15 protein-coding genes are annotated in these 13878 nt (G+C 59.9%); 9 read left to right on the forward strand and 6 right to left on the reverse strand.

All coding sequences use genetic code 11. From position 1 onward, the window contains the following. Positions 1 to 53: 53 nt before the first annotated feature. From groL to CKW29_RS05000, 4 genes are all read right to left on the reverse strand, one after another. Positions 54 to 1694, reverse strand: coding sequence for a chaperonin GroEL (gene groL / locus CKW29_RS04985; RefSeq protein ID WP_095145184.1), 1641 nt, complete (start codon positions 1692 to 1694; stop codon positions 54 to 56). A 50-nt stretch (positions 1695 to 1744) separates the two neighbouring features. After that, complete coding sequence (locus CKW29_RS04990) at positions 1745 to 2038, reverse strand: co-chaperone GroES (protein WP_019827816.1); 294 nt, start codon at positions 2036 to 2038, stop codon at positions 1745 to 1747. A 245-nt stretch (positions 2039 to 2283) separates the two neighbouring features. After that, complete coding sequence (locus CKW29_RS04995) at positions 2284 to 2760, reverse strand: FxsA family protein (RefSeq protein WP_095145183.1); 477 nt, start codon at positions 2758 to 2760, stop codon at positions 2284 to 2286. A 66-nt stretch (positions 2761 to 2826) separates the two neighbouring features. Beyond that, positions 2827 to 3558, reverse strand: coding sequence for a HugZ family protein (locus tag CKW29_RS05000; RefSeq protein ID WP_095148008.1), 732 nt, complete (start codon positions 3556 to 3558; stop codon positions 2827 to 2829). Positions 3559 to 3722: 164 nt separating this feature from the next. On the opposite strand from CKW29_RS05000, the gene CKW29_RS05005 reads away from it, so the two are divergent. Then, the gene (locus tag CKW29_RS05005; protein ID WP_095145181.1) at positions 3723 to 4481 is read left to right on the forward strand and encodes an SDR family oxidoreductase; all 759 of its coding nucleotides are present in this window, start codon (positions 3723 to 3725) and stop codon (positions 4479 to 4481) included. 70 nt (positions 4482 to 4551) lie between these two features. On the opposite strand, the gene apbC is transcribed toward CKW29_RS05005, so the two are convergent. Continuing rightward, a complete protein-coding gene (apbC, locus tag CKW29_RS05010) occupies positions 4552 to 5646 on the reverse strand; it encodes an iron-sulfur cluster carrier protein ApbC (protein WP_095080039.1) in 1095 nt (364 codons plus the stop codon). A gap of 333 nt (positions 5647 to 5979) precedes the next feature. Between apbC and metG the strand changes: the two genes are divergently transcribed. The 8 genes from metG to CKW29_RS05050 all read left to right on the forward strand — a co-directional run bounded on the left by metG (position 5980) and on the right by CKW29_RS05050 (position 13074). Then, positions 5980 to 8031 (forward strand): methionine--tRNA ligase, encoded by a 2052-nt coding sequence (gene metG / locus CKW29_RS05015; RefSeq protein WP_095145179.1) that lies wholly within the window; start codon positions 5980 to 5982, stop codon positions 8029 to 8031. Between the two features lie 119 nt (positions 8032 to 8150). Continuing rightward, positions 8151 to 8738, forward strand: coding sequence for an Rnf-Nqr domain containing protein (locus tag CKW29_RS05020; RefSeq protein ID WP_095145178.1), 588 nt, complete (start codon positions 8151 to 8153; stop codon positions 8736 to 8738). Next, on the forward strand, positions 8735 to 9949 hold the full coding sequence (rsxB, locus tag CKW29_RS05025; protein ID WP_095145177.1) for an electron transport complex subunit RsxB: 1215 nt from the start codon (positions 8735 to 8737) through the stop codon (positions 9947 to 9949). The genes CKW29_RS05020 and rsxB overlap by 4 nt, the downstream gene beginning before the upstream one ends. After that, the gene (locus CKW29_RS05030) at positions 9936 to 10934 is read left to right on the forward strand and encodes an RnfABCDGE type electron transport complex subunit D (protein WP_095145176.1); all 999 of its coding nucleotides are present in this window, start codon (positions 9936 to 9938) and stop codon (positions 10932 to 10934) included. Before rsxB ends, CKW29_RS05030 begins: the two co-directional genes overlap by 14 nt. After that, complete coding sequence (locus CKW29_RS05035) at positions 10931 to 11536, forward strand: RnfABCDGE type electron transport complex subunit G (protein WP_095145175.1); 606 nt, start codon at positions 10931 to 10933, stop codon at positions 11534 to 11536. The genes CKW29_RS05030 and CKW29_RS05035 overlap by 4 nt, the downstream gene beginning before the upstream one ends. Next, positions 11533 to 12123: an Rnf-Nqr domain containing protein gene (locus CKW29_RS05040; protein ID WP_095145174.1), complete on the forward strand. Its 591-nt coding sequence runs from the start codon at positions 11533 to 11535 to the stop codon at positions 12121 to 12123. Before CKW29_RS05035 ends, CKW29_RS05040 begins: the two co-directional genes overlap by 4 nt. Positions 12124 to 12148: 25 nt before the next feature. Then, a complete protein-coding gene (nth, locus tag CKW29_RS05045; protein ID WP_095148009.1) occupies positions 12149 to 12787 on the forward strand; it encodes an endonuclease III in 639 nt (212 codons plus the stop codon). Positions 12788 to 12894: 107 nt separating this feature from the next. Next, positions 12895 to 13074, forward strand: coding sequence for a PA3496 family putative envelope integrity protein (locus CKW29_RS05050; protein ID WP_095080031.1), 180 nt, complete (start codon positions 12895 to 12897; stop codon positions 13072 to 13074). Positions 13075 to 13238: 164 nt separating this feature from the next. Here CKW29_RS05050 and CKW29_RS05055 read toward each other — a convergent pair whose 3' ends face one another. Beyond that, the gene (locus CKW29_RS05055) at positions 13239 to 13865 is read right to left on the reverse strand and encodes a response regulator transcription factor (RefSeq protein WP_095145172.1); all 627 of its coding nucleotides are present in this window, start codon (positions 13863 to 13865) and stop codon (positions 13239 to 13241) included. Positions 13866 to 13878 lie beyond the last annotated feature (13 nt).

Below are 13878 nucleotides of genomic sequence, written 5' to 3' on the forward strand. Positions count from 1 at the left end.
AAACCCCGCTAGCTTAACGCCAGCGGGGTTTTTTCGTACAGGGTAAGGCTGGCTTACATCATGCCGCCCATGCCGCCCATACCGCCCATGTCTGGCATGCCGCCAGCTGGAGCGTCTTCCTTGATCTCGGCGATCATGGCTTCGGTGGTGATCATCAGGCTGGCAATCGACGAAGCCGCTTGCAGAGCCGAACGAGTCACTTTGGCCGGGTCCAGGATACCCATTTCGATCATGTCGCCGTATTCGCCGGTCGCTGCGTTGTAACCGAAGTTACCCGCGCCTTGCTTGACCTTGTCGACGACTACACTTGGCTCGTCACCGGAGTTGGCAACGATCTGACGCAGTGGCGCTTCAACAGCGCGACGCAGCAACTGGATGCCCACGTTCTGGTCATCGTTGTCGCCTTTCAGCTCGCTGATGGCCTGCAGAGCGCGAACCAGTGCCACGCCACCGCCAGGTACCACGCCTTCTTCAACAGCTGCACGGGTAGCGTGCAGAGCGTCTTCAACGCGGGCTTTCTTCTCTTTCATTTCAACTTCGGAGCCAGCGCCAACCTTGATCACTGCAACGCCGCCAGACAGCTTGGCCAGACGCTCTTGCAGTTTTTCACGGTCGTAGTCCGAGGAGGTTTCGGCAACCTGGGCACGGATCTGGGTGATGCGCGCTTCGATGTCGCCTTGTACGCCAGCACCGTCAACGATGATGGTGTTTTCCTTGGACAGGGTCACGCGCTTGGCGCTACCCAGGTGCTCCAGGGTGGTGCTTTCCAGGCTCAGGCCGATTTCTTCGGAGATAACGGTACCGCCGGTCAGAACGGCGATGTCCTGCAGCATGGCCTTGCGACGGTCGCCGAAGCCTGGAGCCTTGACGGCTGCGACTTTGACGATGCCACGCATGTTGTTCACAACCAGAGTCGCCAGGGCTTCGCCTTCAACGTCTTCAGCCACGATCAGCAGTGGGCGGCCGGCTTTGGCAACGGCTTCCAGCACTGGCAGCATTTCGCGGATGTTCGAGATCTTTTTGTCGACCAGCAGGATCAGCGGACCATCCAGCTCGGCAGTCATGGTCTCTGGCTTGTTGACGAAGTACGGGGACAGGTAGCCACGGTCGAACTGCATGCCTTCAACAACCGACAGTTCGTTTTCCAGGCCCGAGCCTTCTTCAACGGTGATCACGCCTTCTTTACCGACTTTTTCCATGGCTTCGGCAATGATGTCGCCGATGGAGTTGTCGGAGTTGGCCGAGATGGTGCCGACCTGAGCGATTGCCTTGGTGTCAGCGCATGGCTTGGACAGGGCCTTGAGCTCTTTGACGATAGCGATGGTCGCTTTGTCGATGCCGCGCTTGAGGTCCATCGGGTTCATGCCGGCAGCGACGGCTTTCAGGCCTTCGTTGACGATCGATTGAGCCAGAACGGTAGCGGTGGTGGTGCCGTCGCCTGCGTCATCGTTGGCACGGGAGGCAACGTCTTTGACCAGTTGCGCGCCCATGTTTTCGAAGCGATCTTTCAGCTCGATTTCCTTGGCAACCGAAACGCCGTCCTTGGTGATGGTCGGAGCGCCGAAGCTCTTCTCGATGATCACGTTACGGCCTTTAGGGCCCAGGGTCGCTTTTACTGCGTCAGCCAGGACGTTGACACCGGCGAGCATTTTCTTACGGGCGGAATCGCCGAATTTAACTTCTTTAGCAGCCATGATCGATATTCCTTAAATACTTGAGTAGTCGCGGGAAAATGAGCGGGGTATCAGCCTTCGATAACAGCGAGAATCTCGTTCTCAGCCATTACCAACAGGTCTTCGCCGTCGACTTTGACGGTGTTGCTGCCCGAGTACGGGCCAAACACAACCTTGTCACCCACTTTCACGGCCAGCGCACGCACTTCACCGTTGTCCAGCACGCGGCCGGTACCGACAGCGAGGATCTCGCCGCTGTTGGCTTTTTCAGCAGCCGAACCTGGCAGAACGATACCGCCAGCGGTTTTCTTTTCTTCTTCGCTGCGACGGATGACGACGCGGTCATGCAGAGGACGAAGCTTCATTGTCGATCTCTCCTAATTGTGGTTTCAGCGGCCGGTGTAGTCCCGGCGGGTTAATTTCCGGCGTGGCCGGTTGCGGCTCGTCGAGCGAGACGCGGAAGTCTGTCTGGCGATCATCGCCAGAAACCTTGCGGTGACCGTTACATAAGGGCGCGCAAGCTCATTACAAGGGCAGCACAGCGAAATTTTTTACTGCACGGCCCGGCAAAACGAACACGGCACCCGAAGGTGCCGTGTGGTGGATGGGTTTACTTGGAATCACGGTGCTCGAATTCACCCTCGATCACGTCAGGTTCACGCCCCAACGGTTGCCGCGGAACCGGGCCACCACGCGGTTGCAGGTCATCGGCAAAGGCGCGCTGGCGAATGGCTTGCTCCTCGGCGCGCTGGCGCATCTTGTTGGCCAGCAGGCGCCGGGTGAGCGGCAGCATCATGACCAGGCCCAGCACACTGCTGATGAAGCCTGGGATGATCAACAGGCCGCCACCCAGGGCCAGCATCAGGCCTTCGAGCATCGTCTGGGCGGGCAGTTCGCCACGGCTCAGGCTTTCACGGGCACGCAACGCGGTTGCCAGGCCGGCGATACGCAGTACAAACACCCCGAACATCGAGCCGAGGATGATCAGCAGCAGCGCCGGGAAAAACCCGATGGCCGCACTGACTTTTACGAATACGAACAGCTCCAGCACCGGAAACAGCAGAAAGAGCAATAGAAAAGGGCGCATCAAAAGGTTCCTCAACGCAAGAATGCCTTGCAAGTAAGCCTTAGATGACGTCGCCATTTCGTGATTTCAAGCCTCGCTCGTCTCATTTGTTGGCCAGTGCTCGGCGCGAGCCAGTAAAACCAGGGCTTCACGCACTTGTGTCGGCGTATTGCAAAGCGTCGGGAACGGCAACCAGTACACCCCTTGGCCAATCCGCAGGTGCATGCCTTCGGGGTCGATACCGACCATTTCGGCCGGAGATGTCTTCGGCAGACCGGCCAGCTCGACGTAATGGGCAATGGCCTTGGCGTGGTCGGCGTTCATGTGCTCGATCATGCTCGCCTCTGCCTTGCCGGCAAACGGGTTGGCCAGGGTCAGTTCGTTGACCCAGTGAATGGCGCCAAAACCGCCGATGTAGCGATGACGAACAGGCTCCAGCACCCAGAAGTCGAAATCATGGGCCTTGTGATAGTTCCTCGATTCCGGGAAATAGCGGTAGTAGCGCTCGGCGGCCGCTTCGATCGCGGCGGCGTCCTCGATCATCCGCGCCTCGGCCAGATAGGTCAGTCGCCCCACGGCCTGTACGTCTTCGGCCTCGCGCTCACCCACCAGCAGTGAACATTTAGGGTCTTTTTGCAGGTTGTGGGTGTGCTGGGCGATTCGACTGATCAATATCAGTGGGCGGCCCTGCTCGTTCAGGCAGTATGGAACCACGGAGCCAAACGGAAAACCGGGCATCGCCTTGGAGAGTGTCGAGAGCACCCCGCGGTATTCCTTGAGCAGCAATTCTCGTGCATGCTTGGCAGCTTCAACGCTCAATTTATGACTCCTTATATAGAACTAGTCGAAAAAACGGACAGGCTTCTGGAGAAAGTTCCAGCAATGCCTTCGGGGCAGTTCTCATGTGCAGCCAGGCCACGTCAGGCGCAGATCGAGAGGCTCTCTAAAAGGAATCCACTCAGACCTGCAATTAAGGCATGCGAATGCAACTCACTGACAAAGTAATCATTATCACTGGCGGCTGCCAGGGTTTAGGCCGCTCGATGGCCGAGTATTTCGCCGCCAAGGGCGCGAAGCTGGCACTGGTCGACCTGAACCAGGAGAAGCTCGACCAGGCCGTTGCCGCGTGCAAAGCCGCCGGCGTCGAGGCTCGCGCCTACCTGTGCAACGTCGCCAATGAAGAACAGGTGACCCACATGGTCGCCCAGGTGGCCGAAGACTTCGGCGCGATCCACGGCCTGATCAACAACGCCGGGATCCTGCGCGACGGCCTGCTGATCAAGGTCAAGGACGGCGAGATGAGCAAAATGAGCCTGGCCCAATGGCAAGCCGTCATCGACGTCAACCTGACCGGCGTGTTCCTGTGCACCCGTGAAGTGGCGGCGAAGATGATCGAACTGAAATCGTCCGGCGCGATCATCAACATCTCCTCGATCTCGCGCGCCGGTAACGTCGGCCAGACCAACTACTCCGCCGCCAAGGCCGGTGTCGCTGCGGCCACCGTGACCTGGGCCAAGGAACTGGCACGCTACGGCATCCGCGTGGCCGGCATCGCACCGGGGTTCATCGAAACCGAAATGACCCTGGGCATGAAGCCTGAAGCCCTGGACAAAATGACCGCCGGTATCCCGCTCAAGCGCATGGGCAAGCCGGAAGAAATCGCCCATTCGGCGGCCTACATTTTCGAGAACGACTACTACACCGGCCGGATTCTGGAAATGGATGGCGGGTTGCGCATTTAAAGCTCACGCCGCTTCTGTGGCGAGGGAGCTTGCTCCCTCGCCACAAAAACACTCCCCTCGTGTTGCTGCATCAATCGTCGCTGATGCTGATACTCGGCATGGCTGGCGACAAAGCCTCCTGCAGGACAATCCGCGCGCCCACGTGGCGGGCCAGTTCCTGGTAGACCATGGCGATCTGGCTGTCGGGTTCTGCGATCACCGTTGGCTTGCCGCCATCGGCCTGCTCGCGGATAACCATCGACAACGGCAACGAGGCCAGCAACTCGACGCCATACTGGCTGGCCAGCTTCTCGCCACCGCCTTCGCCGAACAGGTGCTCGGCGTGACCGCAGTTGGAGCAGATGTGCACAGCCATGTTTTCCACCACGCCCAGCACCGGGATGTTGACCTTGCGGAACATTTCCACGCCTTTGCGTGCATCCAGCAATGCCAGGTCCTGCGGCGTGGTGACGATGACCGCACCGGCCACCGGGACCTTTTGTGCCAGGGTCAACTGGATGTCACCGGTGCCTGGCGGCATGTCGATCACCAGGTAGTCGAGGTCGCCCCAGGCGGTCTGCGTCACCAATTGCAGCAAGGCGCCGGACACCATCGGGCCGCGCCAGACCATCGGGGTGTTGTCATCGGTCAGGAACGCCATGGACATCACTTCGACGCCATGGGACTCGATGGGCACGAACCACTTCTGGTCCTTGACCTTGGGCCGGGTACCTTCAGGGATACCAAACATGATGCCCTGGCTCGGACCGTAGATATCCGCGTCAAGAATCCCGACCCTGGCGCCTTCACGGGCCAGGGCCAGCGCGAGGTTGGCGGCGGTGGTGGATTTGCCCACGCCGCCCTTGCCGGATGCCACGGCGACCACGTTCTTGACGTTGGCAAGCCCGGGGATCTGCGCCTGCGCCTTGTGTGCCGCGATCCGGGTGGTGATCTCGACGCGGGCCGAGGCCACGCCGTCCAGGCTTTCGATTGCCATCTGCAGCATCTGCGCCCAGCCGCTGTTGAACAGACCCGCGGCATAACCCTGCTCCAGCTGGACGCTGACACGATCGCCCTGGATATCGATACCACGCAGGCAACCGGCGCTGATCGGATCCTGGTTCAGGTATGGGTCGGTGTACTGGCGAAGGACGGCTTCCACCGCTGCGCGATTGACGGCGCTCATGGGTAACTCCGATAACAAGACTTGGAAAAGATGACGGGTATCGTACCTGTTCCGCGACCGAGGCGGCATGCCTGTAGATTATTTGTTGCCCAGGAAATCCTGTGCCGAGGGAACTTGCTCCCGCTGGGTGGCAAAGCCGCCCCAATTCCGGCTACCCGGTTCGACAGATAGATCACATCCGTCTGATTACGACTGCTGCGCAGCCGAACGGGAGCACGCTCCCTCGCCACAGGTTTTGGCAATCGATACGTCCGGAAACAGGCCTTGAGGGTGAAAAAACTTCGCCGGCGCTTTATAGTGGCCGACCTCCGTTTCATCAAGTAGCCGAGCCCCATGTCCGAGCCACGCAAGATCCTCGTCACCAGCGCCCTGCCCTATGCCAATGGTTCAATCCACCTTGGCCATATGCTTGAGTACATCCAGACCGATATGTGGGTGCGCTTCCAGAAGCATCGCGGCAATCAATGCACTTACGTCTGCGCCGACGACGCCCATGGTTCGGCCATCATGTTGCGCGCCGAAAAAGAAGGCATCACCCCGGAACAACTGATCGCCAACGTCCAGGCTGAACACAGCGCCGACTTTGCCGAGTTCCTGGTGGACTTCGACAACTTCCACTCCACTCACGCCGAAGAAAACCGTGAGCTGTCGAGCCAGATCTACCTGAAGTTGCGCGACGCCGGGCACATTGCCACGCGTTCGATCACCCAGTATTTCGACCCGGAAAAGAAAATGTTCCTGGCCGACCGCTTCATCAAGGGCACCTGCCCGAAATGTGGCACTGAAGACCAGTACGGCGACAACTGCGAAAAATGCGGCGCGACCTACGCACCGACTGACCTGAAGGATCCAAAGTCGGCGATCTCTGGCGCCACCCCGGTGCTCAAGGATTCCCAGCACTTCTTCTTCAAGCTGCCAGACTTCCAGGCCATGCTGCAGACATGGACCCGCAGCGGTACCCTGCAGGACGCGGTCGCGAACAAGATCGCCGAATGGCTGGATGTCGGCCTGCAACAATGGGACATCTCGCGCGATGCGCCGTATTTCGGTTTCGAAATCCCGGACGAGCCCGGCAAATACTTCTACGTCTGGCTGGACGCACCGATCGGCTACATGGCGAGCTTCAAGAACCTCTGCGCGCGCCGGCAGGATTTGGACTTCGACGCCTACTGGGCCAAGGACTCCACCGCCGAGCTGTACCATTTCATCGGCAAGGACATCGTTAACTTCCACGCCCTGTTCTGGCCGGCCATGCTCGAGGGCGCGGGTTACCGCAAGCCGACCGGCATCAACGTTCACGGCTACCTGACCGTCAACGGCCAGAAAATGTCCAAGTCCCGCGGCACCTTCATCAAGGCCCGTACCTACCTGGACCACCTGTCTCCGGAATACCTGCGCTACTACTACGCGTCCAAGCTGGGCCGTGGCGTCGACGACCTGGACCTGAACCTCGAAGACTTCGTGCAGAAGGTCAACTCCGACCTGGTGGGCAAGGTCGTCAACATCGCCAGCCGTTGCGCAGGCTTCATCCACAAGGGCAACGCCGGCGTACTGGTGGCTGAAAATGCCGCACCGGAGCTGACCGACGCGTTTCTGGCCGCTGCGCCAAGCATCTGCGACGCCTATGAAGCCCGCGACTTTGCCCGTGCCATGCGGGAAATCATGGGCTTGGCCGACCGCGCCAACGCCTGGATCGCCGACAAGGCACCGTGGTCGCTGAACAAGCAGGAAGGCAAGCAAGACGAAGTCCAGGCGATCTGCGCCACGGGCGTCAACCTGTTCCGCCAGCTGGTGATTTTCCTCAAGCCGGTCCTGCCGTTGCTGGCCGCCGACGCCGAGGCATTCCTCAACGTCGCCCCGTTGACCTGGAACGATCACACCACCCTGCTCGGCAACCATCAGTTGAACGAGTTCAAGCCGCTGATGACCCGCATCGATCCGGTCAAGGTCCAGGCCATGACCGACGCGTCGAAAGAAGACCTGGCCGCCAGCCAGACCGACACCGGCGCTGTTGCCCCACAAGGTAACGGCGAACTGGCCAAGGACCCGCTGTCGCCGGAAATCGAGTTCGACACCTTTGCGGCCGTCGACCTGCGCGTGGCCCTGATCCTCAAGGCTGAAGCCGTGGACGGTGCCGACAAGCTGTTGCGCCTGACCCTGGATATCGGTGACGAGCAACGCAACGTGTTCTCCGGTATCAAGAGTGCCTACCCGGACCCGGCCAAGCTGGAAGGTCGCCTGACGATGATGATCGCCAACCTCAAGCCACGCAAAATGCGCTTCGGTATTTCCGAAGGCATGGTCATGGCTGCCGGCCCTGGCGGCGAAGAGATCTACCTGTTGAGCCCGGACAGCGGCGCCAAGCCGGGCCAGCGCATCAAGTAATTCGCCTGGCTGGACCGATCCCACCGTCACGCTGACGCGCGACGGTGGGATTTTCATATCTGCGCCGCCGGATACTGCCTAATCTTTAAGCACAGGCCCTCGCTCAACCCGGCTCACCCATGACCGACATTCTACTTACGCTTATCAGCACCGCCCTGATCAACAACTTCCTGTTGTACTGGCCGCTGGGCGTCGATCCACTGTTGCAGTCGACGCGCGATCCTGCGGCCGAACGACATCAAGTGCATGCCCTGGGCATTGCGACCACAGGCTTGATGCTGCTCAATGGCGTGTTGGGCTATGGGGTGTATCACTGGCTGCTCGAGCCGCTTGGGCTTGCGTCCCTGCACCTGATGGTGTTTTTGCCACTGAGCGTGTTGCTCATCACGCCGCTGCTCAAGGTGCTGGCGCGCGTGCTGCCTCAGCTACCGTTCGAAGGCCTGTGGCCGTTGTTGCTGGGTAACGCGGGCGTGCTGGGGCTGAGCCTGTTCGGTTTGCAGAATGACAATGGTTTTGCCGGTCACGCCGCGTTGAGCCTCGGTGCCGGGCTGGGGTTCTGGCTGGTACTGAGCCTGTTCAGCGATTTGCGCCAACGCACTCTCAATAACGATGTGCCCCTACCCTTTCGCGGCTTGCCGATCGACCTGATCAGCGCCGGATTGATCGCCGTGGCATTTCTCGGTTTCAGCGGACTGATCAAACTATGAGTCTGATTCAACGCATCGACGCCCTTCTGCCACAGACTCAATGCGGCAAGTGCGGTCACCCAGGGTGCAAGCCCTACGCCGAGGGCATTGCCAACGGTGAAGCCATCAACAAGTGCCCGCCAGGTGGCCGCGAAACCCTTGCCGCACTGGCCAGACTGTTGAACGTCCCTGAGCTGGAGCTCGACACCACTCGTGGCACGGCACCGGCACAGGTTGCGTTTATCCGTGAAGCCGAGTGCATCGGTTGCACCAAGTGCATTCAGGCGTGCCCGATCGACGCGATTGTCGGCGCGGCCAAGCTGATGCACACGGTGCTCATCGACGAATGCACGGGCTGTGATTTATGCGTAGCACCCTGCCCGGTGGATTGCATCGAGATGCATCCCTTGCCCTCGCCACAGGTGGTGCCCATTGTCGGCGGTCTGGCCTTCACCCCGGAACAACGAGACGCCCGAAGCGTCAAGCGCGACCATGCCCGGCAACGCTTCGAGCAGCGCAACGCGCGCCTGCGCCACGAAGAAGAACAGAAGCTCGCTGAACGCGCCGCTCGCGCGCAAAAAGCCGCGCAACCCGGCACGACCGGCAACAACCCGGTGCAAGACGCCATCGCCCGGGTGCAGGCGCAAAAAGCCGCAGCCGCCGATGCCGCGCTGAAAAAAGCCAAGATCGATGTGGCGATGAGCCGGGCGCAACTGCACAAATCACTGAAAGCCTTTGGTCACCCACCGACCTTCGAGCAACAGTCGCAGTTAATCGTTCTCCAGCAGCAGTTCGAAGCCGCCGAGCAGGCCTTGGCGGTCCTGGAGGCCAGCGCAACGCCGGTGCCCGCAAAGGTCGCACCGCCCGCCAACGACGCCGAGCTCAAACGGGCGAAAATCCAGCTGGCCATGCGCCGTGCCGAACTTAAAAAAGCCCAGGCCGGCGACGCCCCGGCCGAGCAACTGGCCGCGCTCGGTGAGGCGCTGAACCAGGCTGAACAGGCACTGCACGCGGCGGAAAACGCCAGCGAAAAACCGGCTCCGGATCTGGTACGCGTTGAGAAACGGCCGATCGACCCGCAGCTGCGCCATCTGAAAACCGAACTGGCCTACGCCCGCGCCGACCTCGCTAAACTCGAGCGCAGCGTCGATACGCCGACAGCGTTGCTGACCCAGGCTCGCGCCAGGCTGTGCGAAGCAGAACGTCGGGTGAACGACTATGTCGCCCCTTGAACCGGTCGACGATCGCCTGCAACAGGCGATGAAGCGGGTGTTGCTGGCCACCGTGCCCGGCGTGCTGGTGTTGTTCTGGTGGTTTGGCTGGGGAGTTCTGATCAACTTGCTGCTGGCCTGTGGCAGCGCGCTGGCGGTGGAAGCCGCCGTGCTCCGTCTGCGCAAGTACCCGCTCAAGCCATCCTTGAGCGATGGCAGCGCCTTGGTCAGCGCCACCCTGCTGGCCTTGGCATTACCGCCGTATTGCCCATGGTGGCTGACAGTGAGCGCAGCGGCCTTCGCGATGATCTTCGGCAAGCACCTGTATGGCGGCGTCGGTAAAAACCCGTTCAACCCGGCGATGCTCGGTTTTGCCTTGGTGCTGGTGTGTTTCCCGCAACAAATGACCCAATGGCCAGCATCCCAAGGGATGGGCCTGCTTGAAGGCCTGCAACGCATTTTCGGCTTCGCTTTCAGCGATTCCTCCCTTCCTGATGCCTGGGCGCAGGCCACCGCGCTGGACAGCCTGCGCATCAACAAGAGCCTGACCATGGACGAGCTCTTCGCTGGCAATCCGGCGTTTGGGCATGTCGGTGGCACCGGCATCGAATGGGTGAACCTGGCCTTTCTTGCCGGTGGCGCGTTTCTGTTGCAACAGCGGGTGTTCACTTGGCACGCCCCGGTCGGGATGCTGGGCAGTCTTTTCATCATCAGCCTGCTGTGCTGGAACGGCTCGGGCTCGGACTCCCATGGCTCTCCACTGTTCCACCTGCTGACCGGCGCGAGCATGCTCGGCGCATTCTTTATCGTCACCGAACCGGTGTCGGGGGCAAGGGCCCCCAAGGCGCGGCTGTTGTTTGGGGTCGGCGTCGGTGTGCTGACCTACCTGATCCGCACCTGGGGCGGGTATCCCGACGGCGTAGCCTTTGCCGTGCTGCTGATGAACCTGTGCGTGCCGGCCCTGGAGCGTCTCTTCGCTGGACAACCAGAGCCTCGTACGCCATGAACAGATACCTCAGCGTACTGATCCTGATGCTCGTGGCCGGACTGGGAGCCGGTGCAACGCTCCTTGTGCACCAGGCCCTCACCCCCCATGTTTCCAGCCAACTGCGCCTGATCGAAAACCAGCGCCTGCTCGACATGCTGCCCACAGGCAGTTACGACAATCAGCCATTGGACCACCCCTTGGCGCTGAAAGACGTTGCCCTGAGTAACAGCACGTTGCTGGGCGGGTACCTGGCGACCCTCGAGGGCAAAACCAGTGCAATCATGCTGTTGAGCCGGTCAATGGGCCATGAAGCGGCGATCGACCTGCTGATCGTCATCGATCCTCGCGGCAAACTGTTGGGCGTAAAAGCCATCAAGCAAGCGGAAACACCAGGGCTGGGAGGCGCAATCGCCACTCAGCCCAATCCGTGGCTACGGGGCTTTATCGGAAAGTCCCGTCAGGACCCGACCGACAGTGGCTGGGCGTTGAAAAAGGATCAGGGCAGGTTCGATCAACTGGCCGGTGCCACCATCACCTCCCGAGCGGTGATCGGTGCCGTGCACGATGCACTACGTTACTTCGACGAACATCAGCCCCAACTGATCGGGAGCGGACAATGAACAACGCCAGGGCATTACAGAGCTCGTTGATGCTCACCCCGTTGATCGGTGCCAGCGACACACTGGTCAGCGCCCTGAGCCTGGCACTGCTGTCCCTGCTGGTCATCAGTGTCTATGGCATGAAGATGAGCCTGCTGCGCCCCCGGATCCTGCCGTCCCTGCAGTTGATCACCGGTACGCTGCTCGCGGCGGCGTTGACCAGCCTTGCTGCGTTGGCCCTGCAAGGCTGGGCGTTTGAACTGCACCAGCAGTTGGGTATTTATGTCGGGTTGCTGGCCCTGCAATGCGTGGTGCTGGAGCACAGCGGATTTTTCACCCGGTCCCTCATGCCTGATCGATTGCGGCTGTTTGCCCTGTTCACCGCCGCGATGGTTATTCTGGGTGCCTTGCGCGAAGGCTTGGGCCACGGCTCATTCGCCAGTCACCTGCCATGGTTGGTCGGGATCACGGACTCGAATGGACCAGGCTGGGTTTTGATCGAAGGTGGCGGCCTGCGACTGGCCATCATCACACCTGGCGGGTTTATTCTGTTGGGACTGCTCCTGGCAGCCAAACGGGCCTGGCCTGGCCCCTCAACTTCACACTGAACGTCTTCAAGGAACTGCTCTGCCCATGAATGCCGCAAAACGCCTGGAAATTTTCCGCCGGCTTCACGAAGACAATCCGGAACCGAAAACCGAGCTGGCCTATGCCTCCCCCTTCGAACTGCTGATTGCGGTGATCCTCTCCGCCCAGTCCACGGACGTCGGCGTGAACAAGGCCACGGCCAGGCTGTTTCCGGTCGCCAATACCCCTGCGGCAATCCATGCACTCGGTGTTGAGGGCCTGTCGCACTACATCAAGACGATCGGCCTGTACAACAGCAAGGCGAAGAATGTCATCGAGACGTGCAGGTTGCTGGTGGAGCGCCATGGCGGCGAAGTCCCGCAAACCCGCGAAGAACTGGAGGCATTGCCCGGTGTGGGCAGGAAGACCGCAAACGTGGTGCTCAACACCGCCTTTCGACAACTGACCATGGCGGTAGACACCCATATTTTCCGGGTCAGTAACCGGACAGGCCTGGCGCCCGGGAAAAATGTGCTGGAAGTGGAAGCCAAACTGATGAAGTTTGTTCCCAAGGAGTATCTGCTCGACTCCCATCACTGGCTCATCCTGCATGGGCGCTACGTATGCCTGGCCCGCAAGCCTCGCTGCGGCCGTTGCCGGATCGAAGACCTGTGTGAATACAAGCACAAAACCTCCGACGATTGAGGCGCTATTGCTTTTATTGATTTATCGATTGAAAAAATCTTTTTTACCCGCCAGGAGATTGTCGATATAAGAAGCGCCAATGGCAGTCTTAGCCTGGAGTTAATCTTATGAGCACTGGCAAAGAACAACTGGACGTAGAAGACGACTTCACCCCTGTTGAAGCCGATGATGTTGAGCCCGTGGCAGAGGTGGCAAAGACCAATCTGAGCAAGCGTCGCACCATCGATAACCTCCTGGAGGAGCGCCGCCTGCAAAAACAACTGGCCGACTACGACTTTGATCTTTAACACCTGAAAGCCTCCTTGACGGGAGGCTTTTCATTTAGCTATCACTCACTGCCCTCACCCATCACCTGAACAGTTTTCTCTGGGTTCCTCCCCGGAGGACTGAAGCCGTTCAACAACCTCCCTGGCTCCCGAGCGCTTGCCAAAGCCACTCGAGCCCCACGTTCTCAAACCAGGCCGTTACGCTGTGCCAGCTCGATCAAATCGACCAGCGAGCGCGCGTTCAGCTTGAGCAGCAGGCGGGTTTTGTAAGTGCTGACGGTTTTATTGCTCAAAAACATCCCATCGGCAATTTCCTTGTTGGTCTTGCCTCGCGCCAGCTGCTGCAACACCATCATCTCCCGCCCGGAAAGCCGATCCACCATATCGGCCTCACTGGCATTCCCCAAACTTGAACGGACAGTGTGCAACGCTTGATTCGGGAAGTAGCTGTACCCCGACAGCACGGCCTTGATAGCGCTCAACAATTCGGTGAGATCCTGCTGCTTGCAGACATACCCGGCAGACCCGGCCTGCATGCAGCGCATCGAAAAATGTCCCGGAGCCTGAGACGTCAGGACCAGCACTTTCGCAGACGAGGGAGTCGAAGACAATCGCGCAATGACTTCCAGGCCATCAAGTTTCGGGATGCCTATATCCAGTATTACAATATCCGGAAGATGTTCACGAGCAAGTTGCAACGCGTCTACGCCATTATCCGTTTCAGCAATGACTTCGTAGCCATGACGCTCCATTAGCATACGTACAGCAAGACGAATGACGGGGTGATCATCCACGATCAGCACTTTATTCATGGGCAAGTCCAAT

The sequence above is a fragment of the Pseudomonas sp. Irchel s3a18 genome, assembly GCF_900187535.1.
Classification (GTDB): Bacteria; Pseudomonadota; Gammaproteobacteria; order Pseudomonadales; family Pseudomonadaceae; genus Aquipseudomonas.

What these genes read in the sequence shown, in the direction of transcription:
- CKW29_RS05050 (WP_095080031.1), top strand. Translation starts at nt 12,895, where the DNA reads ATGAGCACTGGCAAAGAACAACTGGACGTAGAAGACGACTTCACCCCT.
- metG (WP_095145179.1), top strand. Translation starts at nt 5,980, where the DNA reads ATGTCCGAGCCACGCAAGATCCTCGTCACCAGCGCCCTGCCCTATGCC.
- CKW29_RS05005 (WP_095145181.1), top strand. Translation starts at nt 3,723, where the DNA reads ATGCAACTCACTGACAAAGTAATCATTATCACTGGCGGCTGCCAGGGT.
- rsxB (WP_095145177.1), top strand. Translation starts at nt 8,735, where the DNA reads ATGAGTCTGATTCAACGCATCGACGCCCTTCTGCCACAGACTCAATGC.
- nth (WP_095148009.1), top strand. Translation starts at nt 12,149, where the DNA reads ATGAATGCCGCAAAACGCCTGGAAATTTTCCGCCGGCTTCACGAAGAC.
- CKW29_RS05055 (WP_095145172.1), bottom strand. Translation starts at nt 13,865, where the DNA reads ATGAATAAAGTGCTGATCGTGGATGATCACCCCGTCATTCGTCTTGCT.
- CKW29_RS04990 (WP_019827816.1), bottom strand. Translation starts at nt 2,038, where the DNA reads ATGAAGCTTCGTCCTCTGCATGACCGCGTCGTCATCCGTCGCAGCGAA.
- CKW29_RS05040 (WP_095145174.1), top strand. Translation starts at nt 11,533, where the DNA reads ATGAACAACGCCAGGGCATTACAGAGCTCGTTGATGCTCACCCCGTTG.
- groL (WP_095145184.1), bottom strand. Translation starts at nt 1,694, where the DNA reads ATGGCTGCTAAAGAAGTTAAATTCGGCGATTCCGCCCGTAAGAAAATG.
- apbC (WP_095080039.1), bottom strand. Translation starts at nt 5,646, where the DNA reads ATGAGCGCCGTCAATCGCGCAGCGGTGGAAGCCGTCCTTCGCCAGTAC.
- CKW29_RS05030 (WP_095145176.1), top strand. Translation starts at nt 9,936, where the DNA reads ATGTCGCCCCTTGAACCGGTCGACGATCGCCTGCAACAGGCGATGAAG.
- CKW29_RS04995 (WP_095145183.1), bottom strand. Translation starts at nt 2,760, where the DNA reads ATGCGCCCTTTTCTATTGCTCTTTCTGCTGTTTCCGGTGCTGGAGCTG.
- CKW29_RS05020 (WP_095145178.1), top strand. Translation starts at nt 8,151, where the DNA reads ATGACCGACATTCTACTTACGCTTATCAGCACCGCCCTGATCAACAAC.
- CKW29_RS05035 (WP_095145175.1), top strand. Translation starts at nt 10,931, where the DNA reads ATGAACAGATACCTCAGCGTACTGATCCTGATGCTCGTGGCCGGACTG.